The sequence below is a fragment of the uncultured Pseudacidovorax sp. genome, assembly GCF_913773995.1.
Lineage (GTDB): Bacteria > Pseudomonadota > Gammaproteobacteria > Burkholderiales > Burkholderiaceae_C > Xenophilus.
Genome location: NZ_CAJYES010000145.1, coordinates 16,595 through 35,841 on the forward strand (window position 1 = coordinate 16,595; position 19,247 = coordinate 35,841).

General features: G+C 69.5%; 20 protein-coding genes and 3 tRNA genes. 16 read left to right on the plus strand and 7 right to left on the minus strand.

Annotated features, from left to right (window positions below; genetic code table 11):
- Positions 1 to 63: 63 nt before the first annotated feature.
- Both tagH and QZ772_RS13505 read left to right on the plus strand, forming a co-directional pair.
- Positions 64 to 2,004: a type VI secretion system-associated FHA domain protein TagH gene (tagH, locus tag QZ772_RS13500; RefSeq protein ID WP_295527053.1), complete on the plus strand. Its 1,941-nt coding sequence runs from the start codon at positions 64 to 66 to the stop codon at positions 2,002 to 2,004.
- 42 nt (positions 2,005 to 2,046) lie between these two features.
- Positions 2,047 to 2,823 carry a protein phosphatase 2C domain-containing protein gene (locus QZ772_RS13505; protein WP_295527056.1) on the plus strand — a complete coding sequence of 259 codons (777 nt, stop codon included), beginning with the start codon at positions 2,047 to 2,049 and terminating at the stop codon, positions 2,821 to 2,823.
- Between the two features lie 120 nt (positions 2,824 to 2,943).
- Here the strand turns inward: QZ772_RS13505 and QZ772_RS13510 are convergent, their stop codons facing one another.
- From QZ772_RS13510 to tssA, 4 genes are all read right to left on the minus strand, one after another.
- Entirely contained in the window at positions 2,944 to 3,429 is a 486-nt protein-coding gene (locus tag QZ772_RS13510) for a type VI secretion system tube protein Hcp (RefSeq protein ID WP_295527059.1), read from the minus strand.
- Positions 3,430 to 3,552: 123 nt separating this feature from the next.
- Positions 3,553 to 5,043 (minus strand): type VI secretion system contractile sheath large subunit, encoded by a 1,491-nt coding sequence (tssC, locus tag QZ772_RS13515; protein ID WP_295527062.1) that lies wholly within the window; start codon positions 5,041 to 5,043, stop codon positions 3,553 to 3,555.
- Positions 5,044 to 5,074: 31 nt separating this feature from the next.
- Positions 5,075 to 5,587 (minus strand): type VI secretion system contractile sheath small subunit, encoded by a 513-nt coding sequence (tssB, locus tag QZ772_RS13520; protein ID WP_295527065.1) that lies wholly within the window; start codon positions 5,585 to 5,587, stop codon positions 5,075 to 5,077.
- A 49-nt stretch (positions 5,588 to 5,636) separates the two neighbouring features.
- Positions 5,637 to 6,695, minus strand: a complete 1,059-nt coding sequence (gene tssA / locus QZ772_RS13525; protein WP_295527068.1) for a type VI secretion system protein TssA — start codon at positions 6,693 to 6,695, stop codon at positions 5,637 to 5,639.
- Between the two features lie 71 nt (positions 6,696 to 6,766).
- Between tssA and tssJ the strand changes: the two genes are divergently transcribed.
- A complete protein-coding gene (gene tssJ, locus QZ772_RS13530) occupies positions 6,767 to 7,300 on the plus strand; it encodes a type VI secretion system lipoprotein TssJ (RefSeq protein WP_295527071.1) in 534 nt (177 codons plus the stop codon).
- Between the two features lie 28 nt (positions 7,301 to 7,328).
- Here tssJ and QZ772_RS13535 read toward each other — a convergent pair whose 3' ends face one another.
- Together QZ772_RS13535 and QZ772_RS13540 are read right to left on the minus strand one after the other, a co-directional pair.
- Entirely contained in the window at positions 7,329 to 8,309 is a 981-nt protein-coding gene (locus tag QZ772_RS13535; RefSeq protein ID WP_295527072.1) for a type VI secretion system protein, read from the minus strand.
- A 2-nt stretch (positions 8,310 to 8,311) separates the two neighbouring features.
- Positions 8,312 to 8,932 (minus strand): DotU family type IV/VI secretion system protein, encoded by a 621-nt coding sequence (locus QZ772_RS13540; protein ID WP_295527074.1) that lies wholly within the window; start codon positions 8,930 to 8,932, stop codon positions 8,312 to 8,314.
- A gap of 244 nt (positions 8,933 to 9,176) precedes the next feature.
- On the opposite strand from QZ772_RS13540, the gene QZ772_RS13545 reads away from it, so the two are divergent.
- The 9 genes from QZ772_RS13545 (at position 9,177) to QZ772_RS13585 (ending at position 17,406) form a co-directional block, all read left to right on the plus strand.
- Positions 9,177 to 9,851 (plus strand): response regulator transcription factor, encoded by a 675-nt coding sequence (locus QZ772_RS13545; protein WP_295527076.1) that lies wholly within the window; start codon positions 9,177 to 9,179, stop codon positions 9,849 to 9,851.
- Between the two features lie 112 nt (positions 9,852 to 9,963).
- The gene (gene gph, locus QZ772_RS13550) at positions 9,964 to 10,659 is read left to right on the plus strand and encodes a phosphoglycolate phosphatase (RefSeq protein WP_295527079.1); all 696 of its coding nucleotides are present in this window, start codon (positions 9,964 to 9,966) and stop codon (positions 10,657 to 10,659) included.
- A 263-nt stretch (positions 10,660 to 10,922) separates the two neighbouring features.
- Complete coding sequence (locus tag QZ772_RS13555; RefSeq protein ID WP_295527081.1) at positions 10,923 to 12,434, plus strand: chorismate-binding protein; 1,512 nt, start codon at positions 10,923 to 10,925, stop codon at positions 12,432 to 12,434.
- Between the two features lie 5 nt (positions 12,435 to 12,439).
- Positions 12,440 to 13,030 carry an aminodeoxychorismate/anthranilate synthase component II gene (locus QZ772_RS13560; protein ID WP_295527106.1) on the plus strand — a complete coding sequence of 197 codons (591 nt, stop codon included), beginning with the start codon at positions 12,440 to 12,442 and terminating at the stop codon, positions 13,028 to 13,030.
- Positions 13,030 to 14,082 (plus strand): low-specificity L-threonine aldolase, encoded by a 1,053-nt coding sequence (gene ltaE, locus QZ772_RS13565; protein ID WP_295527084.1) that lies wholly within the window; start codon positions 13,030 to 13,032, stop codon positions 14,080 to 14,082. The genes QZ772_RS13560 and ltaE overlap by 1 nt, the downstream gene beginning before the upstream one ends.
- Positions 14,075 to 14,722, plus strand: coding sequence for a LysE family translocator (locus QZ772_RS13570; protein WP_295527087.1), 648 nt, complete (start codon positions 14,075 to 14,077; stop codon positions 14,720 to 14,722). The genes ltaE and QZ772_RS13570 overlap by 8 nt, the downstream gene beginning before the upstream one ends.
- Positions 14,723 to 14,777: 55 nt before the next feature.
- Positions 14,778 to 15,812 carry an anthranilate phosphoribosyltransferase gene (gene trpD / locus QZ772_RS13575; protein ID WP_295527090.1) on the plus strand — a complete coding sequence of 345 codons (1,035 nt, stop codon included), beginning with the start codon at positions 14,778 to 14,780 and terminating at the stop codon, positions 15,810 to 15,812.
- A 26-nt stretch (positions 15,813 to 15,838) separates the two neighbouring features.
- A complete protein-coding gene (gene trpC / locus QZ772_RS13580) occupies positions 15,839 to 16,645 on the plus strand; it encodes an indole-3-glycerol phosphate synthase TrpC (protein WP_295527093.1) in 807 nt (268 codons plus the stop codon).
- Positions 16,646 to 16,656: 11 nt separating this feature from the next.
- Positions 16,657 to 17,406 (plus strand): uracil-DNA glycosylase, encoded by a 750-nt coding sequence (locus tag QZ772_RS13585; RefSeq protein ID WP_295527096.1) that lies wholly within the window; start codon positions 16,657 to 16,659, stop codon positions 17,404 to 17,406.
- 3 nt (positions 17,407 to 17,409) lie between these two features.
- Here QZ772_RS13585 and QZ772_RS13590 read toward each other — a convergent pair whose 3' ends face one another.
- The gene (locus tag QZ772_RS13590) at positions 17,410 to 18,528 is read right to left on the minus strand and encodes a patatin-like phospholipase family protein (protein WP_295527099.1); all 1,119 of its coding nucleotides are present in this window, start codon (positions 18,526 to 18,528) and stop codon (positions 17,410 to 17,412) included.
- 141 nt (positions 18,529 to 18,669) lie between these two features.
- Between QZ772_RS13590 and QZ772_RS13595 the strand changes: the two genes are divergently transcribed.
- From QZ772_RS13595 to QZ772_RS13610, 4 genes are all read left to right on the plus strand, one after another.
- Positions 18,670 to 18,755 (plus strand) — tRNA-Tyr (locus QZ772_RS13595).
- 73 nt (positions 18,756 to 18,828) lie between these two features.
- Positions 18,829 to 18,902 (plus strand) — tRNA-Gly (locus QZ772_RS13600).
- 38 nt (positions 18,903 to 18,940) lie between these two features.
- Positions 18,941 to 19,015 (plus strand) — tRNA-Thr (locus QZ772_RS13605).
- A gap of 78 nt (positions 19,016 to 19,093) precedes the next feature.
- A partial coding sequence (locus QZ772_RS13610; protein ID WP_295527109.1) for a GTP-binding protein occupies positions 19,094 to 19,247 on the plus strand: 154 nt, incomplete at its 3' end.

The window sequence follows — 19,247 nt, forward strand, 5'->3', positions numbered from 1 at the left end:
TACTGGTTCGCTCGCAGGGGCCCGGCGATCCGGCCGGGCGGTCGTCGCGCGGAGAGCTTCTTCATGATCGAAATCGTCGTCGTCGGCCGCCAGGGTGCCCCGATGGGTCGTCCTCTGGCTGCCCGCTTCGGCCCACAGGGCGGCACCATCGGCCGGGCCGACACCAACACGCTGGTCCTTGACGACCCGGATCGCACCGTCTCCCGCGTGCATGCCCAGGTGCTCTGTCGCGGCGGGCAGTACGTGATCGTCGACCGCGGCAGCAACCCCATGCAATGCAATGGCGTGCCACTGGGGGCCGGCAACGAGGCGCCCCTGCGCGGCGGGGAGCGCCTGGTCATCGGCAGCTTCGAGCTGGCCGTGCAGGGCGTGGCCGCAGCCGCGCCCCCGGTCGCCGCGGCGGATCTGCCCACCGGCTTCGGCCAGGTGGCCGCGGCAATGCCCGCGCCGGCCGGCGACGATCCGTTCGCCGATCTGCTGGCCGGCCTCGCGCCCGCTGCGCCGCTCGCCCGGCCGGTGCCCGCACCGCCGCCCAGCGCGCCCGCCGTGCCGCTGCCCGACGCCTTTGCCGATCCCATGGGCCTGGCGCCGCGCATGCCCGCGCCCTCGGCGGCCGACCCGTTCGCCGGTCTGCTCGGTGCGGCGCCGGCCGGCCCGGCCCCGCTGGACGACTTCTCCGACCTCGGCCTGCCCGCGGCCTCCAACCCCACCGCCAACTCGCAGCGCATCGACGACCTCTTCGGCCTCGGGCCCGCCCCGTCGGGCGGCGATCCACTGGCCCTGTCGCCACTGGCCGACCCGCTGCGGCAACCGAACACGGCCGGCGGTGCCGCCGATCCGCTCGCGGCCTTCCAGCAGGCCGCGTCGGCCAGCCAGCCGCCGCGCAGCGACCATGCACCCATCGGCCAGTTCGGCTTCACGCCGCCGCGTGCGGCCGTCGCGCCCGCCACGCCAGCCGGCCCGGGCGGCGGCACCTTTCCCGATGCCGCGGGCGAGCCGATCCGCATCGGCCGCGCCTCCGCCGCGCGGCCTGCCACCGCCGCGGAGCCGCCGCCCGCCGCCGCGACCACGCCCTTCGCTGCGAGCCCCATCCAGTCGCCTGCGGCGCTGGCGTCCCCGCCGACGGGCGTGCCCGATCCCTTCGCCGACCTGCTCGGCGATGAACCCTTCGGTCCGGCGCCGGCCGCGGGTGGGGGCTTCGACGATCTGCTGGCACCTGCGCCTGCGCCTGCTCTGGCTGCCATCGCGCCACCGGCGCCAGCCCCGATGCCTGCCGCCACGCCGCCGCCGGCCTGGCCCGTGTCCACCGAGGCGCCAGTGGCCGCACCGGCCGCTGACCGGTCCGCACCGGCCACGCCCGCACCCGCAAGCGCGGCCGTCGGCGCCACCGGGGACGCCGGCGAACTCCTCGCCGCATTCCTGCACGGCCTGGGCGGCATGCACCAGCCGCCCACGCAGCTCACGCCCGCGCTGATGGAGCGCATCGGCGTCATGCTGCGCAGCGCCACCGAAGGCACGCTGCAGCTGCTGCTCACCCGCCAGGAGCTCAAGCGCGAAGTGCGGGCCGAGGTCACCATGATCGCGGCCCAGGCCAACAACCCGCTCAAGTTCTCGCCCACCGTCGAGGTGGCGCTGGGCCATCTGCTGGGCCCGCAACTGCGCGGCTTCATGCCGGCGGAGGCGGCCATGCGCGACGCCTACGACGACCTGCGCGCCCACCAGTTCGGCGTGATGGTTGGCCTGCGGGCGGCGCTGGCCGCGCTCATCGCCCGCTTCGGCCCCGAGGAGCTGGAGAAGAAGATCGCCGCGCGCTCGGCCCTGGACAGCCTGTTTGCGGCCAACCGCAAGGCCAAGCTCTGGGACCAGTTCACGGCCCTGTACGGCACCATCGCCGCCGAGGCCGAGGACGACTTCCACAGCCTGTTCGGCAAAGCCTTCCTGGAGGCCTACGAGGCCCAGATGGCCCGGCTCAAGCAGGCAGGCGAGGGTGACGCGAAGCCGTGAGGGCGGCTCCGCGACCGAGGACAACTGCGACAAGGAGCGCGCGTGGAAATTGAGATCGTCACCCTGACCCGGCCCGGCGGGCGTGACTACAACGAAGACGTCTACGGCCACTGGTACAACGACCGCCATGTGCTGTGCCTGGTGGCCGACGGCGCCGGAGGCCACGGCGGCGGCGACGTGGCCTCCGCCACAGCGAGGGCCAGCCTGCTGGGCGGCTTTGCGACGCAGCCAGGACTCGATGCCGACGTGTTGCGCGCGCTGGTGGCGCGTGCGAACGAGGCCATCGTGGAGCGTCAGGCCGAAGGCGGCAAGCTCGCCGCCATGCGCACGACGCTGGTGATGGCCGCCATCGACCTGGAAGCGCAGGCCATGGTGTGGGCGCACAGCGGCGACAGCCGCGCCTACCTGTTCCGCGGCGGCGCGGTGGTGGCGCGCACCACCGACCACAGCCTGGTGCAGCAGATGGTGGCCGGCGGCATGCTCGATGACGAGGGCGCCCGCCTGCATCCGCAGCGCAACGTGCTTCTGTCGGCCCTGGGCTCGGTCACCGAGCCGCCGCAGATCGACATCTCCGAGCGCATGCGGCTCGAACCGGGCGATGCGCTGCTGTTGTGCTCCGACGGTGTGTGGGAGGTGCTGGGCGACGAAGGTCTGGCCAGCAGCCTGCAGGCCTCGCGCACCCCGCGGCAATGGACCGACCAGATCGATGCCCAGATCATTGCGCGGGCCAAGCCCGGGCAGGACAACTACACGGCCATCGCCCTGTGGGTCATGCCTGAAGGCCACGACGATGAGACGCGGCTGATGCCCGCAGCCTGACCGCAGCGGTCGGTGTCGTTTTTGGCTTGCAGGGCGCGCCGAGTTCCTGCATCGGGCGTGAAGGCGCCATAAAAAAACGCCGGCGGTCGCCGGCGTTCGTGCTCGGGCGCAGGCCCCGGCTCACACTTCCGCGTTCTCGGCGATGTCCCACTCGGCTTCCTTGACCGGCTCCGGCGTGCCGTCCGGCTTCTGCGGCGTGTACTCGACCTTCACCTTGGCGAAGTTCAGGGTCACGTTCTCGGTCAGGCGGTCTTCGCCGCCACTGCCGCCCGTGCTGACCGCCGTGATCAGCACTTCGGTCATCGTGATCTTGATGTACTCGACCGGCCCCTTGCCACCGGCCTTGCGGACGATGAGCTGGGCGTCCTTGTGGTGCGTGCCGTTGCAGCAGGTCTTGAACAGCGAAGGGCTGGACGCGTCCACGTACTTGGTGATCGACAGGTCCTGCACGCTGACCTTGCCCGAGCCGCCGCCGCCGCCCATGTGGGTGGTGCCGGACTGGGACAGGCCCCAGCTCCAGGCGAGGACGTCGATCTTGCCCTTGTGGACCTTGTCGACCGACTCGCCCGTGAGGTCGCCGATCTTGATGAACATGTCGATTGCCATGATTCGAGCCTTTCAGTGTGTGAGTGAAGTGGAGTTGCCTTCGATGCGAAGAGAGGAAGGCTGTCTGGAGAACGATGCGCGTGCGCCTTTTTCAAACGATCGGGGCAGGCGCACGCGAGGGGCTCATCCGCCCTTGGCGGAAGGCAGCTTGGACACCAGCCGCAGCGACACCGTCAGGCCTTCGAGCTGGTAGTGCGGCCGCAGGAAGAACTTGGAGGTGTAGTAGCCGGGGTTGCCCTCGACTTCTTCCACGATCACCTCGGCGGCGGACAGAGGCTTGCGCGCCTTGGTCGACTCCGAGGAGTTGGCCGGGTCCCCGTCCACGTAGTTCATGATCCAGTTGTTCAGCCAGCGCTGCATGTCGTCCTTCTCCTTGAAGCCGCCGATCTTGTCGCGCACGATGCACTTGAGGTAGTGCGCGAAGCGGTTGCAGGCGAAGAGGTAGGGCAGGCGAGCGGCCAGGTTGGCGTTGGCCGAGGCGTCCGGGTCGTCGTACTCGGCCGGCTTGTGCAGCGACTGGGCGCCGATGAAGGCCGCGAAGTCCGAGTTCTTGCGATGGATCATCGACAGCAGGCCTGCCTTCGAGAGCTCGGCCTCGCGGCGGTCGCTGATGGCGATCTCGGTGGGGCACTTCTGGTCCACGCCACCGTCGTCGCTGGGGAAGGTGTGCAGCGGCAGGTTCTCCACCGCGCCGCCCGACTCGATGCCGCGGATGCGCGAGCCCCAGCCGTATTCCTTGTACGAGCGGTTGATGTTTGTGGCCATCGCATAGGCCGCGTTGGCCCAGGCGTACTTGTTGTGGTCGGCGCCGGCCGTGTCTTCCTCGAAGTCGAACTCTTCCACCGGGTTGGTGTTGGCGCCGTAGGGCGTGCGCGCCAGGAAGCGCGGCATGCACAGGCCCAGGTAGCGCGAGTCGTCCGACTCGCGCAGCGTGCGCCAGCCGGCGTACTCGGGCGTGCTGAAGATCTTGGTCAGGTCGCGCGGGTTGGCCAGTTCCTGCCAGCTGCCCATCTGCATTAGGCTGGGGTTGGCGCCGGTGATGAAGGGCGCATGCGCGGCCGCCGCGATCTTGGCCATCTCGCCCAGCAGTTCGACGTCGGGCGGCGTGTGGTCGAAGTGGTAGTCGCCCACGATGGCGCCGAATGGCTCGCCGCCGAACTGGCCGTATTCCTCTTCGTAGACCTTCTTGAACATCGGGCTCTGGTCCCAGGCCGCGCCCTTGAACTTCTTCAGCGTCTTGGCCAGGTCCTGCTTGGAGACGTCCATCACGCGGATCTTCAGGTTCTCGTCGGTCTCGGTGTTGTTGACCATGTAGTGCAGGCCGCGCCATGCACTCTCGAGCTTCTGGTAGTCGGGGTGGTGGATGATCTTGTTGATCTGCTCGGTCAGCTTGGCGTCGATGGCGGCGATCATGGCCTGGATCGACTGCGTGACGTCCTTGCCGATCAGCGCCGTGTTCGACAGCGCCTGCTGCGCCAGCGTGAGCACGGCGGTCTCGACCGCGCTCTTGGCCTCGTCGCTGCGGGGCTTGAATTCCTTCTGCAGCAGCGATGCGAAATCGCTGCCGGCGTACTCGACCTCTTTCAGCGCATTCTGCTGAAGTGCTTCTGCCATGGGGTTCTCCTCGATCCGGGGCGGGTGGGTGTCAGGCGGCGCTGTCTTCGGCCGGCTTCTTGGCAGCGGCCAGCGACTGCAGCAGGGCCGGGTCTTCCAGCACCTTGGCCAGCAGTTCCTCGGCGCCGCCCTTGCCGTCCATGTAGGTGACCAGGTTGGACAGCTGGTTGCGCGCTTCCAGCAGCTTGTTGAGCGAGTCCACCTTGCGCGCGATGGCGCCAGGCGAGAAGTCCTCCATGTTCTCGAAGGTGAGTTCCACCTTGAGCTCGCCCTCGCCGGTGAGCGTGTTCTCGACCGCGAAGGCGGTGCGCGGCTTCATGGCCTTCATGCGGGCGTCGAAGTTGTCGACGTCGAACTCGAGGAACTTGCGCTCGGCCACCGGCGCCAGCGGATCGGCCGGCTTGCCCGACAGGTCGGCCAGCACGCCCATGACGAAGGGCAGCTGCACCTTCTTCTCGGCGCCGTACAACTCGACGTCGTACTCGATCTGCACGCGCGGCGCGCGGTTGCGGGCAATGAATTTCTGACTGCTCTTGGAAGACATGCGAAAGCTCCTTGGAGGAGGGGGGTGAAGACTGGGAGCCGCGGCGCGCTTACTGGTCGCTGGAGGCGCTTGCGCCCGTCACGTGCTCGATGGTGCTGATGGCGTCGGGCGCCAGGTTGGCGATGATGTCCAAGAAGCTCACGCCGATGAGCTTCTTGGCGCGTTCGATGAGCAGCGGTGCGGGGTTGCCGGGCTCGGTGCGCTGCAGGTAGGCGATGACCTTGTCGAGCATCAGCACGGCATCGGCGCGCGACTGGATCTCGCCGCGGATGGGGGTCGGACCGGCGGAGCGGCCGGCACTTTCGACCGTGTCGCTGCCAACCTGGCCTTCGCCGATGCCGGCGTCGCCAGCGTCCGCTGCGCCAGCCTCAGGGGCCAGGCTCTGTGCGGCCTGGTTGAGCATGTGGCCGATGGCGCGCAGACGCGACAGGTCCACCGCCTCGCCCAGGCCGCTGCTGTCGTTGAGCACCTGGCGCAGGCCGCTGATCGCGGGCGCGGCACCGGCCATGCGTTGGGCCACTTCAGGCTGCGACTGAACGATCTCCTCGAGGCCGCCCTGCACCTGCGAGGCGGAGTAGCCCGCGTCGCCGCCCGAGCTCTCCAGCACGCCGCGCGCGATCGCGATGTCGCGCACGCGGATGCGGCCCAGGCTGCGCGCCGTGCCCACCCAGGCGTCGTACAGGTCACGTACCACCAGCAAATCGTCGGCCAGCGGCGCCAGCGCATTCAGGCGCATGGTGGGATCGTTGTCGTCGTCCGCATCCAGCATCGGATGGACGTGGTCCCACTGGGTGTCGAGCAGGCCGGTGAGAAGGCGGATGCCCGACAGGAAGCCTTCCAGGCCCTGCAGCCGGGTGCTGGCGCGCAGCAGGTGCACCGCCACGCGCACGTCCTTGGTCCGCCGCAGCAGCGCCTGCGCCGCCTCGGCCACCTGCGGCCACTCGGGCTCGACGGCGGGGATGACGGTGTCGCCGAACTGCTGCTCGGGTTTGCCTTGCGCAGAAGCTTCGAGCGCGATGAAATCCGGGTCGTATTCCAGGTCATCGCCGCAGGGCGATGCCTCGCCGATGGGCTCCAGCAGTGCGTCGACGAGGTCCGTGGTGAGCATGTTGCCTGTGAAAAAGTGCTGGGGATAATCGAAGATGCCCATCCCAGGGTCAATGCAACGAAGGAAATAGCATGCAGGCGCCATCCCCCCAACGTTCGTCCTATGGCCGCCTTGCGCGGCGCTCGCTGGGGCGTGGTCTTCTTGCCGGTGCGGCGCTCGTTCCACTGCTGCTGGTGGGCTGTGCGGCGCCGCCTCCGCCGCCGCCCAAGCCCGTCGTCACGCCGGTGGTGCTCAGCCTCAAGGGCGGCGCCGATGTGAATCCCGATGCACGCGGACGCGCATCGCCAGTCACTGTGCGCGTGTATGCGCTGAAGGCGTCGCAGGCCTTCGACGCGGCCGACTTCTTCACCCTCTTCGAGAAGGACCAGGCCACGCTGGCGGCCGACCAGGTGCAGAAGGAGGAGGTGCTCCTTCGGCCCGGCGACGTCCGTCGCATCGAGATGACGCTGCCGGCCGACGCCAAGGCGCTGGCCTTCATGGCCGCCTACCGAGACCTGGAACGGGCCCGCTGGCGCGAGGTTCGGCCGGTGGAGCCGGGCAAGCCGGTGAAGCTCGATGTGACCTTCGGCGCGCGGCAGATCCGCATCGAGCCGACGGCGCCCTGAGGGCAGACGCGTCACCGCCGCGCCGTGCTCAGCGGGTGGGCAGGTCGGCCATCCGACCCAGAAGTCCCTGGGTGAAGGCCGCCTCGGGCCGCGACGCCGTGAAGAACAGGCCCTGCCAGCGCGGCAGCGGCGCCAGCGGCTCGCCGTCGGTCAGCATGTCCAGCCACTGGCACAGGCCGGCCCGCAGGCTGCGAACCTGCTCGACGAATTCGTGCATGTCGCGCCGCATCGGCAGGGGCGGCGCGTCGAGCATCACACCCAGCCGCAGAGCCTCCAGGCGCTCCATCAGCGGCTCGAAGAGGGGGTCCAGCAGGTCTTGCGGCCGCGCCGCGTGGCTGGCGCCAGGATGGCGCATGCCCCAGGGCTGGCGGAAAGCCTCGGGTGGCAGCAGCGCTTCGAAACCGGCATAGCCCCGCAAGGCCTGCATCTGCGTGACGACGAGGTGCACCGGCAGCGCCGCGCCCAGGCCGCCGCAGGCCTGGTGCGCGAGCTGCGTGATGCGTCCGAGGCGCGTGGTGCGCTCCGCGCCCTCGCGCAGCAGGTCTGCGGCGGCCATGCACAGCACCAGCCCCTGCAGTGGCTGTGCCGGGTGGCGGCGGGCGAGGGCCTGCAGCGCATGGGGCCACAGGGCCAGCCGGCGCGCGCCAGCATCCAGACCCTCGGCAGAAGGGAGCGTGAGGCTGAGCAGCAGCATGCCATCCGCCTCGCGCGCTTCCCAGAACCCAGAGGGTGAGGCATCGCCTTCACCGCGTGGGCCCAGCAGCGACAAAGGCGCGGCTTGGGCATCGCCGATGCCCATCAGCCGGCCGGCGACACCCCGGCGGGGCAGCGCCATTCGCAGCGCGCGGATCTCGGCGCTGCTTGGGCGCTCCCGCGCCGCCTGATGGCGGATCCAGCGTGCCAGGCGCCGCCCGCGCGCCCAGCGTTGCCGGCCTTCGCGTCGCCACCATGGCCCGGACAGCAGCAGCGTCAGCAGCGCCAGCAGGCCGAGGGCCAGGCAGGGGGGCATGGTCAGCCGTCCACGCAGGGCATCAGCGCGGCGCAGGCCAGGGCCACGAACGCCATGGCCGCCGCAAGGACGGCGAACCGCCATGGCCGGGCGTGTCGCGCCGGTGGCACGGCGACTCCGGGCACGCTCGGCACCGATGCCCATGCGCCCCATGCCGAAGGCCGGATCGGGGCCAGCGGCAATTGGGCCGCATGCAACGCCTTCAGCCGGGCCAGCATGCCGGCGTCCTGCCCGCGCTCGAAGTGGTACTGGCCGTGGAAGCCCTGCGCCAGCGCATACCAGTAGACCTCGCGGACCTGCGCATCGTGGGGGCCCAGGGCGGAGAGGTGATGAAAGAACTCGGTGCCGGCGGTGGTCGAATTGAAGAGCATCAACTGCAGCGAGTCGGCCGCGCCCTGCGGCCACTGCGCCAGCACCTCGTCGAGCCAGGCGACCACCGCGAAGGTGGCCGATTCCACCTGGGCCAGCGCATGGCCCGCGTCGAGCGCCTGGCTGCGTGCGCGCATCAGCTGCTCGCGTGCGAGCCGGCTCGCCTGCGCAGGCTCGCGCGCGGCCGCGGCCTGCGCCTGCAGGGCGAGCCCGAACGAGAAGAGCGGCGCATAGAAGTCGAACAGGCGCGGCATGGGCCTTCGTGCACAACCGTGGGTCCGGATCGCATGTGCAGCCCATCTTGGCGACGCGCCTGCGGGGCGACCATAGGGCGACGGAGCTATGCCTTTCGGGCAGGGGTGGCGCCTTGCTGGCGGGGGGCTTAGGCGCTACGCTGCCAGCTTTCGCGCCTGCGAGGGCAGGCGGCGGCGGCGCGAGGGCATCGCGGGGTGCAGGCCTCGGCGAATGCGGCGCGCGCACATCTCCATCGAGCACGCCATGAGAATCCTGATCGCCGAAGACCACCGCCTGGTCATCGAGGCCATGAAGGCCAAGCTGGCCGAACTGCAAGAAGGCGTCGAGTTCGTGGTGGCCACCACGGCGGCCGAGCTGTCCTCGCTGGCCACCGACGACGTCGACCTGGCGCTGATCGACCTGAACATCCCGGGTGCCGACCAGTACGCCCACATCGACGAACTGCGGCGCCGCCATCCGGCGGTGCCCGTGATCGTGGTCTCGGGCTACGAGGACCCGGCCATGATGCGCGCCGTGCTCGACCGCGGAGCACTGGGCTTCATTCCCAAGGCCTATTCGCCCGATGTCATGCTCTCGGCCGTGCGCCTGGTGCTGGCCGGCGGCGTCTACGTGCCGCCCATGATGCTGTCGGCCCTGCCCGGCGGGCTGGCGCCGCATGCAGGCGGCGAGTCGCAGGTGCGCGCCGTCTCCGCGCCGTCGGCGGCGCCCACGCTGGAGCATCTGCGCAACGTGCTCACCGAGCGGCAGGTCGAGGTGCTGCAACTGCTGTCGCAGGGCAAGCCCAACAAGCTGATCGGCCGCAGCCTGGGCATCAGCGAGGGCACGGTAAAGATCCATCTGGCGGCCATCTTCCGTGCGCTCAACGTGCGCAACCGGACCGAAGCCGTCGTCGCAGCCCAGTCCCTCACCGAAGCGTGAGCGGCTGAGGCGCGCAGCGTCGAGGCCGTTCCGGCCACGGCCTCCAGCGCAGCGGGGCAGAGCAAGGCGTCGGGCGCTACAGTCGCAGGCCCGACTTCGACCCTGCCTGTCCGTGACCGCCCCCTTCTTCGACCGCTCTTCCCTCGACGCCGCCATCGTGGACCTCGACGGCACGATGGTGGACACCCTGGGCGACTTCGCCGCCGCGCTGGGCGGCATGCTGCAGGACCTGTCGTTGCCGCCCATCGAGGCGGACGTCATCGGCACGCTGGTGGGCAAGGGCTCCGAGCACCTGATCCGCGCGGTGCTGCAGCAGGTGGGGGCGCCGTCGCCCGAGGCGCTGTTCGGGCACGCCTGGACCCGCTACCAGCACCACTACCTCGCCATCAACGGCCGGCACTCGACCGTCTACCCCGGCGTGGCCGAGGGCCTGGCGGCGCTGCGCGCGCAGGGCCTGCGCCTGGCCTGCCTCACCAACAAGCCGCTCGCCTTCGCGCGGCCACTGCTCGCGGCCAAGGGGCTGGACGGCTTCTTCGACCACGTCTTCGGCGGCGACAGCTTCGCGCGCAAGAAGCCCGACCCGCTGCCCGTGCTGCTGACCTGCGAGGCCCTGGGCAGCGCACCGGGACGCACGCTGGCCATCGGCGACTCCAGCAACGATGCGCAGGCGGCGCGCGCCGCCGGCTGCCGCGTGGTGCTGGTGGGCTACGGCTACAACCACGGCCGCCCTGTGCGCGAGGTGCCGGCCGATGCGTACCTGGATTCACTGGCGGACCTGCGCTTCGGCACCGGCGCCACGGCCCCCTGACGAACGCTTGCGCAAACGGTCGCCGCCCGCAGGCCCTCGGCTACACTCGCCGCCTCTCATGTTCATTCATCACGTCATCCAGACGGGGCAAGGCTGCCGGGGAGCCTGGCCCTGGCGCAAGCCAAAGACGTTGACCGCCTGATCGCGCGGCCCTCGCGGCTGCGCACGCCTGGCCCGGCCGATGCCTCGCTCGCCGTGCCTCCTCCAGATCGAATGAACCGCCGCATGGGCCACAGGAGCGCCCGCCGGCCAGGAGAAACCCCGTGATCACCGAACTCGAGTTCAAGAGCCTCAGCAGCCAGGGCTTCAACCGCATCCCGCTGATGACCGAGGCCTTCGCGGACCTCGAAACCCCGCTCTCCCTCTACCTCAAGCTGGCCCATGGCCATGGTGCCGCAGGCGGCGGGCGCCACAGCTTCCTGCTCGAATCCGTCGTCGGCGGCGAGCGCTTCGGCCGCTACAGCTTCATCGGCCTGCCCGCACGCACGCTGCTGCGCGCCAGCGGCTTCGGCGACGAAGCCCGCACCGAGGTCGTGACCGACGGCCAGGTGGTGGAGACCGCCAGCGGCAACCCGCTGGACTTCATCGCGGCCTACCAGAAGCGCTTCAAGGTGGCGCTGCGGCCCGGCCTGCCGCGCTTCTGCGGCGGCCTGGCCGGCTACTTCGGCTACGACGCGGTGCGCTACATCGAAAAGAAGCTGGAGAAGACCTGTCCGCCCGACACCATCGGCTGCCCCGACATCCTGCTCTTGCAGTGCGAGGAGGTGGCGGTCATCGACAACCTGTCGGGCAAGCTCTACCTGATCGTCTATGCCGACCCGTCGCAGCCCGAGGCCTATGCCCGCGGCAAGCGCCGGCTGCGCGAGCTCAAGGAGCTGCTGCGCTATTCGGTGGCCGCGCCGCAGGTCAAGCCCACGCAGGCGCATCCGGCCGAGCGGCCCTTCGCCAAGGCCGACTACCTGGCGGCGGTGGAGCGGGCCAAGGAGCTGATCGCCGCCGGCGACTTCATGCAGGTGCAGGTGGGCCAGCGCATCAGCAAGCGCTATACCGAGTCGCCGCTGTCGCTGTACCGTGCCCTGCGTTCGCTGAATCCCAGCCCCTACATGTACTTCTACGACTTCGGCGACTTCCACGTCGTCGGGGCCTCGCCCGAAATCCTGGTGCGGCAGGAGCAGGCCGGCGACGGTGCGCAGAAGATCACCATCCGCCCGCTGGCCGGCACCCGGCCGCGCGGCGCCTCGATGGAGCTGGACAAGGCCGCCGAGGTCGAACTGGTCAACGATCCCAAGGAACGCGCCGAGCACGTCATGCTGATCGACCTGGCGCGCAACGACATCGGCCGCATCGCCAAGACCGGCAGCGTGAAGGTGACCGAGGCCTTCGCGGTCGAGCGCTACAGCCACGTGATGCACATCGTGAGCAACGTCGAGGGCACGCTGCTGGACGGCATGGGCGCCATCGACGTGTTCAAGGCCACCTTCCCGGCTGGCACGCTGACCGGCGCGCCCAAGGTGCATGCCATGGAGCTGATCGACCAGCTGGAGCCCACCAAGCGCGGGCTGTACGGCGGCGCCTGCGGCTACATCAGCTATGCCGGCGACATGGACCTGGCCATCGCCATCCGCACCGGCGTCATCAAGGACCAGGTGCTGCACGTGCAGGCCGCGGCCGGCGTGGTGGCCGACTCGGTGCCCGAGCTGGAATGGAAGGAAACCGAGGCCAAGGCCCGCGCGCTGCTGCGTGCGGCAGAGCTGGTGGAAGAAGGCCTGGAGTGAGCGCCATGAAGCTGCTGATGATCGACAACTACGACTCCTTCACCTACAACCTGGTGCAGTATTTCGGCGAGCTGGGCGCCGAGGTGGAGACGGTGCGCAACGACGAGATCACGCTGGAGGGCATCGGCGAGCGCATCGCCGCCGGCGTGAGCCGGCTGGTGATCTCGCCCGGCCCCTGCTCGCCGGCCGAGGCGGGCGTATCGGTGCCGGCCATCCAGGCCTTCGCCGGCAAGCTGCCCATCCTGGGCGTGTGCCTGGGCCACCAGAGCATCGGCGCGGCCTTCGGCGGCAGGATCGTGCGGGCCCGGCAGCTGATGCATGGCAAGGTCAGCGAGATCACGACCACGCGCGAAGGCGTCTTCGACGGCCTGCCCGAGCGCTTCACCGTCAACCGCTACCACTCGCTGGCCATCGAGGCGGACAGCTGTCCGAAGGTGCTGGCCGTCACGGCCCGCACCGACGACGGGGAGATCATGGGCGTGCGCCACACCGAGCTGCCGCAGGCGGTGCGGATGGAGGGCGTGCAGTTCCATCCCGAGTCCATCCTGACCGAGCATGGCCATGCCATGCTGAAGAACTTCCTGGAGCCCGCCTGATGACCCGCACCGCCCCCATCGACCTGCGCAGCGACACCGTCACCCGCCCCACCGCGGCGATGCGCCAGGCCATGGTGGCGGCACCCGTGGGCGACGACGTCTTCGCCGACGATCCGACGGTCAATGCGCTGCAGGCGCGCATCGCCGGGATGCTCGGCTTCGAGGCTGCGCTGTTCGTGCCCACCGGCACCCAGAGCAATCTGTGCGCGCTGCTGGCGCACTGCCAGCGCGGCGACGAGTACATCGTCGGCCAGATGCAGCACTGCTACCGCTGGGAGGGCGGCGGGGCCGCGGTGTTCGGCAGCATCCAGCCGCAGCCGCTGGAGCATCAGCCCGACGGCACGCTGGCGCTGGCCGACATCGAGGCCGCCATCAAGCCGGACGACGCGCACTTCGCGCGCACCCGACTGCTGGCGCTGGAAAACACGCTCGGCGGCCGGCTGCTGCCCTTCGACTATGTGCAGCAGGCCACCGCGCTCGCGCAATCGCGCGGCCTGTCGCGCCATCTGGATGGTGCGCGCCTCTTCAACGCCGCAGTCGCACAGGCCAAGGTCACGGGCGGCGACGCACGCACCGAGGCCCGGCGCATTGCGCAATGCTTCGACAGCGTGTCGGTGTGCTTCAGCAAGGGCCTGGGCGCGCCGGTGGGCTCGGCGCTGTGCGGGTCGCGCGAGTTCATCGCCCGCGCGCACCGGGTGCGCAAGATGGCCGGCGGCGGCATGCGCCAAGCCGGCATGCTGGCCGCGGCAGCGCTGCATGCGCTGGACCACCACATCGACCGGTTGGCCGACGACCATGCGCTGGCGAAGCGCTTCGCGGACGGCCTCGCCGGCATCGCCGGCCTGAAGGTCGAGGCGCCGCATACCAACCTGGTGTTCGTCGACCTTGAAGGACCGGCACGCGAGCGCGGCGCGGGGCTGATGGACTTCCTGAAGTCGCGCGGCGTGCTGGCGACGGGCCTTTATCGCCTGCGCTTCGCGACGCATCTCGATGTGGACGAGGAAGGCGTGGACCAGGCCGTCGCGGCCATGAAGGACTACTTCCATGCCTGACCTGCCGCACCTGCTGGCCTTCGTGCTCGCCGGCCTGCTGCTGAACCTCACGCCGGGTGTGGACGTGTTCTACATCGTGGGCCATGCGCTGCGCCAGGGTTGGCGCGCGGGCGTGGTGGCGGCGCTGGGCATCACGGCCGGCTGCTGCGTGCACATCGTCGCGGCGGCCGTGGGCGTGAGCGCCATCGTGGCGACCTCGGCCACCGCCTTCGCCGTGCTCAAGTGGGTCGGCGCGGCCTACCTGGTGTGGATCGGCCTGCAGATGCTGCGCCGGCCGGGCGCCCTGCAGGCCGGACTGGCCGCGCAGCAGAGCCCGCAGACCGAGCCGCTGGCGCGTGTCTTCCGCGGCGGCTTCCTGACCAATGTGCTCAACCCGAAGGTGGCGCTCTTCTTCCTGGCCTTCGTGCCGCAGTTCGTCGATCCGGCGGCGGCGCATCCGGCCGGGGTGTTCCTGCTGCTCGGTCTGCTGTTCAACTTCAACGCCCTGTGGGTCTGCATCGGCTGGGCCGCGCTCGCGGCCTGGCTGGCACGCCGCCTCGATCGCGCAGGCGCCGTGCTGCGCTGGGCCGAGCGTGCCGCGGGCCTCATGGTGCTGGGCTTCGGCCTCAAGCTTGCCTTCAGCGATGCGCCTTCGCGCTGAATCTCCGCACCTCCTGTCCCTTCTTCCTTCCGACTTCGAGAAAGCAGACACCGCCATGCCCATCACGCTCCAGGAAGCCGTCCAGCGCACCATCGAGCATCGGGAGATCTTCCATGACGAGATGCTCCACATCATGCGCCTCATCATGCGCGGCGAGGCCTCGCCCGTGATGACGGCGGCGCTGATCACCGGCCTGCGCGTCAAGAAGGAAACCATCGGCGAGATCACCGCCGCGGCGCAGGTGATGCGGGAGGTGGCGCTGCACGTGCCGGTCAAGAACCGCACGCACCTGGTCGACATCGTGGGCACGGGCGGCGATGGTTCGCACACCTTCAACATCTCGACCTGCTCGATGTTCGTCGCCGCCGCAGCCGGCGCCAAGGTCAGCAAGCATGGCGGACGCAGCGTGAGCAGCAAGTCCGGCAGCGCCGACGTGCTGGAGTCGCTGGGCGTCAACATCAATCTTGGGCCAGAACAGATCGCGCGCAGCATCGAGGCGGTGGGCATCGGCTTCATGTTCGCGCCCAACCACCATCCGGCGATGAAGAACGTGGCGCCGATCCGCCGCGAACTCGGCATCAAGACCATCTTCAACATCCTGGGGCCGCTGACCAACCCGGCCGGTGCCACCAACATCCTAATGGGCGTGTTCCACCCCGATCTGGTGGGCATCCAGGTGCGCGCGCTGCAGCGCCTGGGCGCCGAGCATGCCCTGGTGGTGTACGGCCGCGACGGGCTGGACGAGATCTCGCTGGGCGCCGCCACCATGGTGGGTGAGCTGAAGAACGGCGAGATCCGCGAGTACGAGGTGCATCCCGAGGACTTCGGCCTGCGCATGGCGAGTCTGCGCTCCCTGCGGGTGCAGACGCCGGAGGAATCGAAGTCGGTGCTGATGGGCGTGCTCGAGGGCGCGCATGGCGCCGCGCGCGACATCGTGCTGCTCAACGCGGGCGCGGCGCTCTATGCGGCCAATGTCAGCGACTCCATCGGCGCCGGCATCGAGCGCGCGCGCGAGGCGCTGGACAGCGGCGCTGCCAAGGCGCGGCTGGCGCAGATGGTCCAGTTCACCACGTCCGCTGCCGCGGCCTGATCCCGACTCACCGAGAGAACGCACCCATGTCCGACATCCTCAACAAGATCGTGGCCGTCAAGCACGAGGAAGTGGCCGCCGCCCGCAAGCGCGTGCCGCTGGAAGCCATCCGCGCCGATGCCGAAGGCCGCGTGCTCACGCGTGACTTCGTGGGCGCGTTGCGCCGCCGCATCGCCGCCGGCCAGGCTGGCGTGATTGCCGAGATCAAGAAGGCCAGCCCGAGCAAGGGCGTGATCCGCGAGGGCGAGTTCATTCCCGCCGACCTGGCCCAGAGCTATGCCATGGGTGACGGCGAGATGGCGGCCGCCTGCCTGTCGGTGCTGACCGACCGCCAGTTCTTCCAGGGCAGCGCCGACTACCTGCGCCAGGCGCGGGCCTCCTGCGACCTGCCGGTGCTGCGCAAGGATTTCATGGTCGACGCCTGGCAGATCTACGAGTCGCGCTCGATGGGGGCCGACTGCGTGCTGCTGATCGCCGCCTGCCTGGACGATGCGCAGATGCGCGACTTCGAGGCCATCGCCCTGGGCCTGGACATGGCGGTGCTGGTCGAGGTGCACGATGCGGCCGAGATGGAGCGCGCCCTGAAGCTGCGCACGCCGCTTGTCGGTGTCAACAACCGCAACCTGCGCAGCTTCGAGGTGTCGATCCAGACCACGCTGGACCTGAAGGCCATGGTGCCGGCGGAGCGCCTGCTGGTCACCGAATCGGGCATCGCCACGCGCGAGGGCGTGCAGCAGTTGCGAGAAGGCGGCGTGAACGCCTTCCTGGTCGGCGAACGCTTCATGCGCGCGCCGGAGCCGGGCGAGGCGCTGGCCGAACTGTTCGCGCAGTGAGCGGGGCGGCGATGACCCAGACGGGCGCAGCCACCCAACTGCAATCCGCCGATCCGGCCGACTGGGCCGTGGCCGAAGGCTGGAGACCGCTGGTCGACCGCTTCTTCGCGAGCGACAAAGGACGGGGCCTGCTCGGCTTCCTGCAGCAGCGGCTCGACGCAGGCGCGGTGATCTTTCCGCCCCGGCCGCTGCGCGCGCTGGAGCTTACGCCGCCGGAGGCGGTGCGCGTGGTCATCCTGGGCCAGGACCCTTACCACGGCCGCGGCCAGGCGGAGGGGCTCGCCTTCTCGGTGGCGCCGGGCGTGCGCCTGCCGCCTTCGCTGCGCAACATCTTCCAGGAGCTTGAGCGCGATCTGGGTACGCCGCCGCCCAAGTTTCCGAATCCTGGCGGCAGCCTCGTGCGCTGGGCGGAGCAGGGCGTGCTGCTCCTCAACACCTGCCTCACGGTGGAGGAAGGTCAGCCCGCCAGCCACGCGGGTCGTGGCTGGGAAGTGCTGACCGATGCGGTGATCCGCCATGTGGCCGAGGGCGAGCGGCCGGTGGTGTTCATGCTGTGGGGATCGCATGCCCAGAGCAAGCGCAGCTTCATCGACGGGCGACGGCACAAGCTGCTGATGGCCAACCATCCTTCGCCTCTGTCTGCGCTGCGGCCGCCGGTGCCGTTCATTGGCTGCGGGCATTTCGGCCAGGCACGGGCATGGCGCGATGCGCAACGCGCGACGGCGCCCGCGGAAGGCGCGGCGCCGGATCGAGACGGCTGAGCGTCAGGCGGTGCGCCGCCTTGGCGCCGGATCGGCCACGGGCCCGGTCGGCAAGGGCGCCCCAGCCACGTAATCGGCCTGGATGTCGATGGTGGTGCGGCGGCCCACGTCCTCGAAGTGCTGGTCCAGCCAGTCCACGGCTGCGCGCCGGCCGCGCTCGAAGAGCTGCTCGATCATGGCGATATCGGTGGAGAGCTTGGTCGAGGAGGGCAGCGGGTCGTCCAGGGCGCTGTCGATGTCGATGCGGTGCAGCCGCAGCTGGCGAAATTGCCGGCCCTCCTGCAGGCGGCCGTCGGCCAGCAACTGCTGCATGAAGTCGATGCTGCGCATCTGCGCGATCAGGCTCGCGTTGAATGCCAGTTCGTCCACCCGCTGGGCGATGTCGTGCGGCGTGCGTGGCGTCTCGGCCCGGCGCAGGGGGTTGAGCTGGACGAGCACGATGTCGGCGCTGTCGCAGTTCTCGATCAGTGGCAGCAGGGCGGGATTGGCCGAGTAGCCGCCGTCCCAGTAAGGCTCGCCGTCGATCTCCACCGCCTGGAACATGGTCGGCAGGCAGGCTGAGGCCATCACGGCCGAGAGGGTCAGCCCTTGGCCGTGGAAGATCTGCGCGCGGCCGGTGCGCACCTGGGTGGCGGAAACGTAGACGCGCGGGCTGTCGAGCGTGGCCAGGGCGTCGAAGTCGATTTCCTGGTCCAGCAGCGTGCGCAGCGGGTTGATGCCGAGGGGGTTGAACTGGTACGGCGAGGCCCATGGGTCCGTGGTCAGTGGCGACAGGCCCGGGGCTTGGCCGAAGAGCATGCGCATGAACTGCGAGGCCAGGGCGCCAGGCGCACCTGCGCCAGCCACCCGACGCCAGACGCGCTCGAGCGTCTGGCGCGCCAGGTCACGCGCAGCCGTCCTGCCCGGGTCGGCCGCATCGCCGGCCTTTGCGAACCCGTGTGCCAGGGCCACGGCATTGACCGCCCCAGCGCTGGCGCCGCTGATGCCGTCGATGCCGAGGCGGCCATCTTCAAGCAGTGCATCCAGCACGCCCCACGTGAAGGCCCCGTGCGAGCCGCCGCCCTGCAGCGCAAGATTGACTTTGGGCCGGCGGGAAGCAAGAGGAAGGGTGGTGGCACTCATCCGGCAATTGTGCAGTGCAGCAAAAACCCTGGCAGTGGCATTCGTCCGCCTCTGCTGTCATCCCATGCGCCGTGGATGCAAAAAATTTTCTGACTCGCACTCGCCAGCCATCGTGGATGGTGCTATAGTCTGTGGTTCGCCGGAGAGGTGGCCGAGTGGTTAATGGCAGCAGACTGTAAATCTGCCGGTTTATACCTACGCTGGTTCGAATCCAGCCCTCTCCACCAGCGAATGATGAAAGTTGCCGAGCGATTTTCGTGCGAGGCCCTGATGTCGATGTCGGCATCGAAGTGTCACGATGCGGGAGTAGTTCAATGGTAGAACCCCAGCCTTCCAAGCTGATGACGCGGGTTCGATTCCCGTCTCCCGCTCCACGCGGTTTCATCAAACGTTGAGCGACGGTTTTCTAGTTGCCCTTGTGGCTCAGTGGTAGAGCACTCCCTTGGTAAGGGAGAGGTCGCGGGTCCGATTCCCGCCAAGGGCACCAACGATTGCAGGGATGGTGCGGCAGCCGGCTGCACAAGTCCATGTACATGTGGTCTAAGTTGTATTCGGAGTCCAGACAATGGCAAAAGGCAAGTTTGAACGCACCAAGCCGCACGTGAACGTGGGCACCATCGGTCACGTGGACCATGGCAAGACGACGCTGACGGCGGCCATCGCCACGGTGCTGTCGGCCAAGTTCGGCGGCGAAGCCAAGAAGTACGACGAAATCGACG

Bases quoted from the DNA above. Each gene is read 5' to 3' on its own strand.
- trpD (WP_295527090.1), top strand. From the start codon at position 14,778: ATGCCCATCACGCTCCAGGAAGCCGTCCAGCGCACCATCGAGCATCGG.
- ltaE (WP_295527084.1), top strand. From the start codon at position 13,030: ATGACCCGCACCGCCCCCATCGACCTGCGCAGCGACACCGTCACCCGC.
- QZ772_RS13510 (WP_295527059.1), bottom strand. From the start codon at position 3,429: ATGGCAATCGACATGTTCATCAAGATCGGCGACCTCACGGGCGAGTCG.
- QZ772_RS13545 (WP_295527076.1), top strand. From the start codon at position 9,177: ATGAGAATCCTGATCGCCGAAGACCACCGCCTGGTCATCGAGGCCATG.
- tagH (WP_295527053.1), top strand. From the start codon at position 64: ATGATCGAAATCGTCGTCGTCGGCCGCCAGGGTGCCCCGATGGGTCGT.
- tssB (WP_295527065.1), bottom strand. From the start codon at position 5,587: ATGTCTTCCAAGAGCAGTCAGAAATTCATTGCCCGCAACCGCGCGCCG.
- tssA (WP_295527068.1), bottom strand. From the start codon at position 6,695: ATGCTCACCACGGACCTCGTCGACGCACTGCTGGAGCCCATCGGCGAG.
- QZ772_RS13560 (WP_295527106.1), top strand. From the start codon at position 12,440: ATGAAGCTGCTGATGATCGACAACTACGACTCCTTCACCTACAACCTG.
- QZ772_RS13590 (WP_295527099.1), bottom strand. From the start codon at position 18,528: ATGAGTGCCACCACCCTTCCTCTTGCTTCCCGCCGGCCCAAAGTCAAT.
- trpC (WP_295527093.1), top strand. From the start codon at position 15,839: ATGTCCGACATCCTCAACAAGATCGTGGCCGTCAAGCACGAGGAAGTG.
- QZ772_RS13540 (WP_295527074.1), bottom strand. From the start codon at position 8,932: ATGCCGCGCCTGTTCGACTTCTATGCGCCGCTCTTCTCGTTCGGGCTC.
- QZ772_RS13570 (WP_295527087.1), top strand. From the start codon at position 14,075: ATGCCTGACCTGCCGCACCTGCTGGCCTTCGTGCTCGCCGGCCTGCTG.
- QZ772_RS13535 (WP_295527072.1), bottom strand. From the start codon at position 8,309: ATGCCCCCCTGCCTGGCCCTCGGCCTGCTGGCGCTGCTGACGCTGCTG.
- tssC (WP_295527062.1), bottom strand. From the start codon at position 5,043: ATGGCAGAAGCACTTCAGCAGAATGCGCTGAAAGAGGTCGAGTACGCC.
- QZ772_RS13585 (WP_295527096.1), top strand. From the start codon at position 16,657: ATGACCCAGACGGGCGCAGCCACCCAACTGCAATCCGCCGATCCGGCC.
- tssJ (WP_295527071.1), top strand. From the start codon at position 6,767: ATGCAGGCGCCATCCCCCCAACGTTCGTCCTATGGCCGCCTTGCGCGG.